The organism is Okeania sp. (genome assembly GCF_983059655.1).
The window spans coordinates 1-9012 of record NZ_CEZPJD010000304.1; the positions used below are offsets into that span (position 1 = coordinate 1).

A 9012-nucleotide genomic window follows, 5' to 3' on the forward strand; every position below is an offset into this window, starting at 1 on the left:
AAAATTGAGTTTGTAGGTTGAGTTGACAAAGGAAACCCAACAAACACATCTTTAATAGCAGTTTTGATGAACATAGAGTATAGAGATTTTGGCTTAAAGGCAGAAGGCAGAAGCTTTGTAACCTACCTTTGTGAAAACCGCTATAATTATTGGGTTGTGAATAGCACTTTTTCCTCTCCTTTGGAATGCTACGCAAACGAAATGCTTCGCCACCTATTGGCAGAGCAAAACAAAACTTACGGTACGATCGCTAATTATTTGAACTTGATATTGCATATTATTTTCTTTTGCTCTTAAGTCAATATCCTAAAAATAAGGATGGTGATGCATTGTAATAGTGGTCTATTGTCATTATTTTGGTCAAGGAAAAATCAGTGGGAGCATCTTGCTCCCTTGAAGCGCCGTTGTTTATCCCTATCTACCATTAGGCTTTGCAGGAGTACCAAAATAAACTCAGGAAATTGTGAAACTTCCCTACAGAGGATTTCAGAAAAGGTTGATATTTGCTGGTAATGTCTTACGATAGATAATACTATTGGACTGTTTCACCTAAAATAGTGCATTAGAATTGTCATTGCGAACGATAGTGTTTGCGGAGCATTCCGTCAGGAAAGCAATCTCAGGCCAATTTCCTATTGCATCATTTAAGATGAAACAATCCACTAGATAATTATAGATTATGTCAAACTGTTAATTACTCTGAAAAAACGTGCTGTTAGACTTATTACTATTAACAACTTTAGGATTTCTTGGAAGTTTCGGTCACTGCGTTGGAATGTGCGGACCATTGACTGCAACTTTCTCTCTTTCTACGCGTTCGCAGAGCCGAACAGATGTTCCATCACCAACTCCTTCTAACAAATGGCATCAATTTCAATTTCATACCCTGCTTAACCTCGGTCGTCTCTGTAGCTATACCTTAACTGGCGCTGGTATTGGTGCATTGGGTTCCGTATTAGTAGCAAGCGGTCATTTAGCTGGCATCGACAGTGACTTGCGACGGTGGTTAGCAATACTCACAGGTTTAATGCTAATTTGGTTTGGTCTGGCAAAAGTGCAACCACAACTATTACCCAAACTACCAATATTCCATCCCTTGAAAAAAAACAACCTGCATAACCGCCTCAGTACAGTTATGGTTAATCTTTCCATGGAAAACAAATGGTGGACCCCCGCTTTTCTCGGTTTAGTCTGGGGTTTGATGCCATGTGGTTTCCTGTATGCTGCCCAAATTAAAGCGGCAGAAACTAGCAATATCTGGTTAGGTGGAGCAACTATGTTGGCATTTGGGTTGGGAACATTACCCTCAATGTTAGGCGTAGGAATGTTGACATCTTTTTTGAGTGCAGATAAACGCAGTCAACTATTTCAAATGGCAGGATGGGTGAGTATTTTTACTGGCATCATGGTAGTCATGCGCAATGGTGAGATGGTTGACTACAGTGGTTCTGCTGCAATATTATGTTTAATGTTGGCATTGGTAGCACGACCTCTAAGTCGGTTTTGGAGTCAACCTCTACGTTATCGACGAGCAATAGGAATGGGTGCATTTGTTTTGTCGGTGGCGCACACAGGAAGAATGTTAGACCATAGTTTAAATTGGAATATGCAGGCAGTATCGTTTATGTTGCCTCTGCATCAGCTAGGAATATGGGCAGGTATTTTTGGTTTGGGGTTAATGTTACCGCTAGCGCTGACGAGTTTTGATGTGGCAGTGAAATATTTGGGTAAGTGGTGGAGAAGGTTACATTTGTTGAGTGTTCCGGCATTTTTGTTATGTGGAGTTCATGTGATAGCTGCGAGTTCCCATTATTTGGGTGCTTTGGAATGGAGTTTCGGAAATCAATTGCGGGCTATTTTTTTTGGTATGACAATATTAGTTGTTTTGATTATACGTTCGCATCAGTTTTGGTCTTTATTTTCTATAGGCAAATATTATGTACCACCACTCGAACAAGTTAAAATTCAAAAGCAAGTATTGGAAGAAGGCATAAGGCATAAGGCATAAGGCATAAGGGAAGAAAAGGCTTGAACAGAATTCAGAATCCAGAATTCAGAAGGGAAAAGAACTCAGCATTCTTTCCGGTCTGAGTGAAGATGGAATATTTTTTGATACCGAATTAAACGGATTTTATATTATAATCCCAAACAATAATACTATTTGATAATAAATTTCGGAGAAGGTAAAAAATGTTTTTTTTATTAAAATTTAGTCTCAATGTTTCTTTGCTAGTTTTGATTTCTTCTTTTGTTGGAGAAACTAGAAAATTTAACAACAATTTTTTCTCAGAATTAATCTCTAGTAATCAAAAAAAAGATGATTTAGAACAGATATATTTATCTACAGACAGTCAAAAAATAAATTACTTCCAGTTTGCTTATGCCAAAAATGAAGAGTCAATTTTAGAGTATCGAAAACTGACAAATATAGTTCATTCCTTCTTCAAATTTCAAGCTCATAATGTTGAAGTTTCTGAAGATGTGGCTTGTACTTTTCACATTACTCCAAATCATAATCCAAAAGTAGGTAAACCTTCTTTAGCTTGGTTTGCTCTAACTCGTAAAGGTGGAAAAAGTCTTCCTTTTAGTGAATGTGATTGTCAATTAAATGTTTATTCCCAACCTCGTAATGCTGAAAGTAAACCGATAATGAATCCAGAATTAAAAGGTATTGATACTGAACAATATCAAGAAATACCAGGAGCAGAAATTACTTTTCCCAAAGCTGGTGTTTATGATTTAGAAATTACTGGCAGTGCCAAAGATGGAAAAAGTTTTAAACCTTTTAAATTTAATTATTCTGTGACTGTTACTGGTGGCTGATCGCTACGCGCAAGTTGGAAGTTATTAGTAATCTCTGACCAAAAAATAAGGTCTCAAGCCTTCCCTATTTCAATCCCAATACTTTCCTACGGGATGCTGCGCAAACAGGCAGAGGTACTGATAACTGATAACTGATAACTGAAATGGCGCTTACTGACGAATTATTCTTAATAAATATATACCAGTTATTAGCCACACTGGTATGAAAATTTTTGGCATCACATTGAGCATTAAAGCACTACTGCTCATGGCTAAGATTGTTGTTAATATAGATAATTGGAGAGATTGTTTTTGATTGAATTTAGTTGTTTGGTACTTCTGCTGGAGAAAACTTAATATAATTCCCACTATGAAAAAACTAGCAGTTCCAAGAAAGTATAATAATGTTTTAGCTAAAAATCCTCCATATTGAATTGTTAAGAATCTGAAAATTTTATCTAATAACGATGCTTCTCCTAAATAAGCAGGCAATGAATATGCAGAGAGAATACCTATTAAATTTATCGCCATCCAAGGGAATAATAATGAAACCAATACACCAATAATACTCCCTCTAATAATTTGCCAACTTTTACCGATTTTCATGCCGGTATTTAACCAAAAAATTATCCACATCCAAGGGAATAATAATGAAACCAATATAATAATACTACCCTTAATAAATTGCCAATTTTTACCGATTTTCATACCGATATTCAAGCAAAAAGTTATCCATATTAACAAAAATGAAACCAAAAAATTATCCACTATTATTTGTGGAATTGCCGAGGAGGTTAATTGTGGAGAGCGTAAAGTTAATAATATTGCTAGAGAATAATTAGCAGGAATGGATAAAATAGCTATTAATACTAGACCGAAGAGCAAGATAATATATCTTTTTTTCATACTTTAAAACTCTTGAAGTTACTCAAAAATAAACTACTTTTTATACCATATAGATTTTACAGGACTTACGCAAAGGCACTATATACAGGGGATCGCTCAGTTACGCTGTCGCTAACACACCCTACCAATAGCGTTCATGCGTAAGTTCTTTAGATTTTATCTGGAAAGTCTCTACTTTTTTTTAAGCTGATATCTAATAAAAAAATTATGACTTACGCACCTACAACTTATTTTCATCATCGCAACCCACAGGAAAGCAATTTCAAATTCTAGTTTTTTGTAGTTCATGCGTAAGTCTTATTTATTAGTTTATTATTTGAATTTAATGTAAATAATCTCCCTTAAAATGTAAATAATTAACTACTTTTTAAATTTAAAATAGTTTAACTATCAACTAAAATACAGCCTTTTCTAGAGGGTAAATTCAATTCTAATTGACTAGATTCTTCTTGCCAGAAAATTTCACAATTACCATAAACAATTTTACTAGGTCGAGAATTAAACTGAGTAGCAGAAACATTTACCTTTGTGGCTTCTGTACCACTATTAATAGCTACAATAATTTCCTCATCTCCTAAAATACGGGCAAATACATACACATTTCCCTCTGCAAATAAAACTTCATAACTACCAGTACGCAAAGCTGAATATTGATTTCTAATAGCAATTAACTTTTTATGATATTCCAGAACTTGAGTATCCCATTTTTCCGCAGTAGGAAAACTACGACGAGAGTCAGGATCTAACTTCCCTGGTAAACCTACTTCATCACCATAATAAATACTAGGAGCGCCAGGAAAAGTCATTAACAACAGAGTGGCTAACTCAACACTTGTTTTATCTCCTTGAGCAATACTCAAAAGTCTAGCTGTATCGTGACTGTCTAATAAATTGAGTTGAGTTAGTTCAATTTCCCAAGGATATAGTTGCAGCAACTCCTGCATTTTTTGACCATATTCCATAGCTCCTAAAGCGGGAGATGCAGAATAGTCACAACCTTTAACTTGTTCAATATCCACACGATCGCCTGCTGTAAAAGCAATAGTCGGGCCAGTAAACAAATAATTCATCACCCCATCAAAGTGAGTACCATCCAACCATTGTACGCAGTCACTCCAAACCTCACCCACAATATACGCTTCTGGGTTAATAGCTTTGATGCGATCGCGAAATTCTTGCCAAAACCCAGGAGTCTTAACTTCAAACGGCACATCCAACCGCCAACCATCAATGCCAAATTCTAACCAATATTCCCCAATTTGCATAATATATTCCTTCACTTCCAGGTTATCGTGATTGAATACAGGTAAAGCACGGTTGCCTATCCACCCCACATAATTAGCAGGTAAACTACCATCATAAGCAGACAGAGGCCAACCTTCAACTTTGAACCAATTTAACCAGGGAGAGTGAGGGCCGTTTTCTAAGATATCGTTGAAGAAATAAAAACCTCGACTAGCGTGGTTGAAAACTCCATCCAGAACGACTTTAATCTTGCGATCGTGGGCAGCATCTATTAATACTCTTAAAGCTTCATTACCCCCTAAAATTGGATCGACTCGGTAATAGTCATGGGTATGATAACGATGATTACAAGCTGATTGAAAAATAGGAGTGAAATAAATAGCAGTGACACCCAGGTCTTGAATATAGTCAAGTTGTTCAATGACACCCCAGAGGTTGCCCCCTTTGTAACCTTGAGGAGTAGGAGGTTCATCCCAAGGTTCTAGGGTAGAAGGATAACAACCTTTGTCTATACCTTTTCTGGTTTGGGTGGGCGGTTGACCTTTGGCAAAACGGTCTGGGAATATTTGGTAAAATACGGCGTGTTTTACCCATTCTGGTGTTTGAATTTGCATAGATTATTTTATCTTTTTAGAAAATCGCTACTATTTTTACAGGAAATTGGTCTCAAAGTATCACAAATTAAAGTAATATTAAAATTTGTAACAATGGTTAGGCAATTTGATGTAGAGATAAGGTTCTCTTTGTAAAGAATGCATATATTTTAGAATTTGGCAAGCAAACTGACAAAAACGAAATAATAAGTCTAGAATTAACTTTATCTGGACTTTTGAACTTTCTGTTATCCTAATGTTGAAATCTAAACTCACATTTTTTCGTTGGTTGGTGTTTGGTGTAATCGGGTTACTGGCACTCTGGATGATAGGTGGAAATCTTCTAGCTTCTCACTTAGAAAAGGAGATTGAGAGGGAAATTGCACAAAAAGTGAAGGAATTAGAGGAAGAATACCCCGATCCAGAGCCTAATGATTCTGCTTTGAAACTGGAAGCTATATTGTTAAAAGAATTTGGATTGGGAGTAATTGGCAAAGCAGATGGTCAAGGTGTTTTTAAATTTGGAGACTATATGGGGTATCACCCAGATTTTAAGGAATCTCAGGAGTCTAAGGATGAATTTGAAAATATCAAGGAATCACTTTACCAGTATATTAATAGTCAAATCTCAAAACCCAATGATGAGATTGAAGCTGCACCACAAGAGTTGCAGAACTATTTGGAGTCTAAAGCTGATGCCTTGAAGAAAATTAAGAATCATGTTTTGAATAGTGAATTACCTAAGTCAAAGACAAGGATAAAAACTATATCTTCCTTGGAGATAAGTTATTATTATTATGCACATAATCTTTTAGATGCCTTGTCATCACACTTTGATTTGGCTAACTTTCAACAAATTTTGGCTCTAGATATTTTAGAAAAACAACGTCAGGGAAAAAACCAAGAAGCTAGGAACATGTTAGAAGTCTCCTGGAAAATTAGTCAATCCCTTAAAAAGGATGGCACCTTAGCTGGTCAATTACTTGCATTGAGGATAGAAACGTTTCGGCCAGGAGTCATTCGTAAGGTTGATAATCTCTCACCTTATTGGCAGGAACGTTTACTCGAACATGATTATTACTTATCTATCTTGAGATCCTTAGCTATTTATAGTAATCAGATTTATAATAATCAAAGGAGAAAGGAATATATTGAGAGGTTACTTCTTACAAAAGATATTTGTTTAGCACAAACAAGTATCTTTACATCATTTTATAAATTCAGAATAAAAATATTGTATAATATGCTACAATTAGAATTTACCCAGAAAATTCTGCAAGTCAAGAAACTAGCAAAGCAACAAGGAAAGTGGCCTGATTCATTTCCAAATTTAGACTCGAAATTCTGTCCTGATAGCCAATACGTCTACCAAGTTTCTCAAGACGGCACAATGACGATTTCTCTAGACAAACAGCCAGAATGGGTAAAAGATAGAGAATTGCCTTTAACCTACAGCGATCGCACCCCACCCAAGTCGAAAATAGAACTAAACTCGCCATGAAATTTAAGTTACTTACTCTGACTGTTACCCTTGTAAACATAACACTCTCAACATTGTGGATAGGTCAGGTATGGGGGCAAAATACTTCAGAGATAGAGATTAAAACTTACATTAAACAGCTTGAAACCAATCCAAATTGGCAGGTTCGTAGTCGGGCAGCAAAAGCTTTAGGAAAATTCAATCAAGACTCCGATACTATTATTCCAGTTCTCATTGCTGCCTTAGAAGACACAGATGAAGTCGTGCGCTTGAGAGCAACTTTTTCTTTGATAGAGATTGGTCTTCCCGCACAGCTCAAATTGATTGATGCTCTGGAAACCGAGAATGACTCAGCTCTTGCTAGCGCCAAATTTGCCCTCAGAAGCATGGGGATGTCTAGAGCACCTACTCTATCCTATGCTCTGAGAAGTTCTGAACGCCAGATCCGCTCCAGTGCAGCATCAATTTTTCGTGAAATGGCAGCAGATATTGAACGCAGACCTGTTTCTAAAGCTCCCTCATTACCAGAGTTGAAGCAAGCTGTATCATATTTAGAAGAAGCACTGCAAGATATGGAATACTTTATCAGCTCTCGCTATAATATCAAACTTCGCGATAATAGTGAAAGACTACTACTGCTGGAGAGTGATTTGTTGGAACGTGAAGGAGGATACGAACGGGAAGATGTGGAAGCAATTCGTAAATCTATAGTAAGTTTCAAGTCAGAGATTAGAAGTCATTATGCTAGAAATTTCCGCAGAGTAGTGTTCCTGAGTTTGACTTCCCTGATGGTAGCTATAGGTTTACTATTATGGTATCGCCGAGAATTGTTTCTACGTTGGCTCAGAGCCAGACTTCGAGCTAAACAAAATCAAGAAGTGGTAGATGGATTAAAAGCTGGGGTGCAAATTTTTTTTCAAGAAGCAGGGGCAACAACTAGCGACAATGGCAAACATGGATTGCAAATCACCTCTGCTGAAGGTAAGCTAAAGTCCTACATTCCCATACCTGTTTCCTTCGCAATAGAACAACCTGATGATCAAGATGTAGTTGAGCTAGTGCAACAGGCAACCGAGATGAAACAATCCAACCAACAACAGGCAGGAATTATTTTCTATAGGGAACCTCCAGATACTCTCTTCCGAATGCGAATGGCCGAAGTAAGATTGCGCGATCGCTTTATCCTCATTCCCATTCCTCTTACGGCAGTGGAACAAGCACTACAAGAGGAGGAAGGATCTTCAGGACTTTTAGCTGATTACACAGAACGCTATTTACCAGGAGCAGACCTATTTGATGACCGCAATGCCATCGGTGATACCCTCACATTTTTTGGTAGAGGGGAACTACTACAACGTTTGGAAGAAAATCTACGTCGAGGTCAGGGTATTGGTATTTTTGGTTTGCGCAAGTCTGGGAAAACTTCGTTGTTGTTGCAATTGGGATTTGCAATGCGAGAAAATCCTTTAGTTCATATTGACTTGCAAACTTACGGGAGCAAACCACATTATGGTGCAGAGTTGTTTAATCAAATTTTATCAAAACTGTTTCAACTAATTGAGTCCCGTTCCGCAAAAATGGTGAGTCACCCTAAATTATTTGAGAGCGATCGCCCTGCTGCCCATCTGACAACAGAATTTACTCAACAGTTGCAAAACTTGACTCAACAACTCTCTCAACTCGGTTATCAACTTCCCATTCTCATTTTTCTAGATGAAATTGAGCGCATCATTCCTACAGAGGCAGATACAAAAGAGCGAGCGGAGGAGTGCAATGCTTTCTTCGGAGCATTACGAGCAATCAGTCAGGAAAAACGTTCTCTTTCCCTACTGGTAGCCGATGTCCATCCAGATATTAACCGCATCAATCAATGGAAGCAACCTAATGTACCCACTAATCCGGTGTTCAACTTTTTCAAGGAAATTTTTGTTGTGCCCTTTTCTGCGGATGAAACGACTCGAATGTTGACTGATATTGGAAACTTAA

The 9012-nt window shown here is 37.3% G+C and carries 6 protein-coding genes; 4 read left to right on the forward strand and 2 right to left on the reverse strand.

Translation table 11 applies throughout. The features are described 5' to 3' along the window. The first annotated feature begins 709 nt into the window (after nucleotides 1–709). Nucleotides 710–2008 (forward strand): urease accessory protein UreH domain-containing protein, encoded by a 1299-nt coding sequence (locus AC3DU7_RS17295; RefSeq protein WP_488040562.1) that lies wholly within the window; start codon nucleotides 710–712, stop codon nucleotides 2006–2008. Between the two features lie 182 nt (nucleotides 2009–2190). After that, nucleotides 2191–2823 carry a hypothetical protein gene (locus AC3DU7_RS17300; RefSeq protein ID WP_488040563.1) on the forward strand — a complete coding sequence of 211 codons (633 nt, stop codon included), beginning with the start codon at nucleotides 2191–2193 and terminating at the stop codon, nucleotides 2821–2823. A 150-nt stretch (nucleotides 2824–2973) separates the two neighbouring features. On the opposite strand, the gene AC3DU7_RS17305 is transcribed toward AC3DU7_RS17300, so the two are convergent. Then, nucleotides 2974–3708 carry a hypothetical protein gene (locus tag AC3DU7_RS17305; RefSeq protein ID WP_488040564.1) on the reverse strand — a complete coding sequence of 245 codons (735 nt, stop codon included), beginning with the start codon at nucleotides 3706–3708 and terminating at the stop codon, nucleotides 2974–2976. Nucleotides 3709–4091: 383 nt separating this feature from the next. Further along, a complete protein-coding gene (locus AC3DU7_RS17310; protein WP_488040565.1) occupies nucleotides 4092–5567 on the reverse strand; it encodes a glycoside hydrolase family 13 protein in 1476 nt (491 codons plus the stop codon). Between the two features lie 235 nt (nucleotides 5568–5802). Here AC3DU7_RS17310 and AC3DU7_RS17315 point away from each other — a divergent pair, with 235 nt between their 5' ends. Continuing rightward, on the forward strand, nucleotides 5803–7047 hold the full coding sequence (locus AC3DU7_RS17315; protein ID WP_488040566.1) for a hypothetical protein: 1245 nt from the start codon (nucleotides 5803–5805) through the stop codon (nucleotides 7045–7047). After that, nucleotides 7044–9012: HEAT repeat domain-containing protein (locus tag AC3DU7_RS17320; RefSeq protein ID WP_488040567.1), on the forward strand; the 1969-nt coding region annotated here is incomplete at its 3' end. The genes AC3DU7_RS17315 and AC3DU7_RS17320, both read left to right, overlap by 4 nt.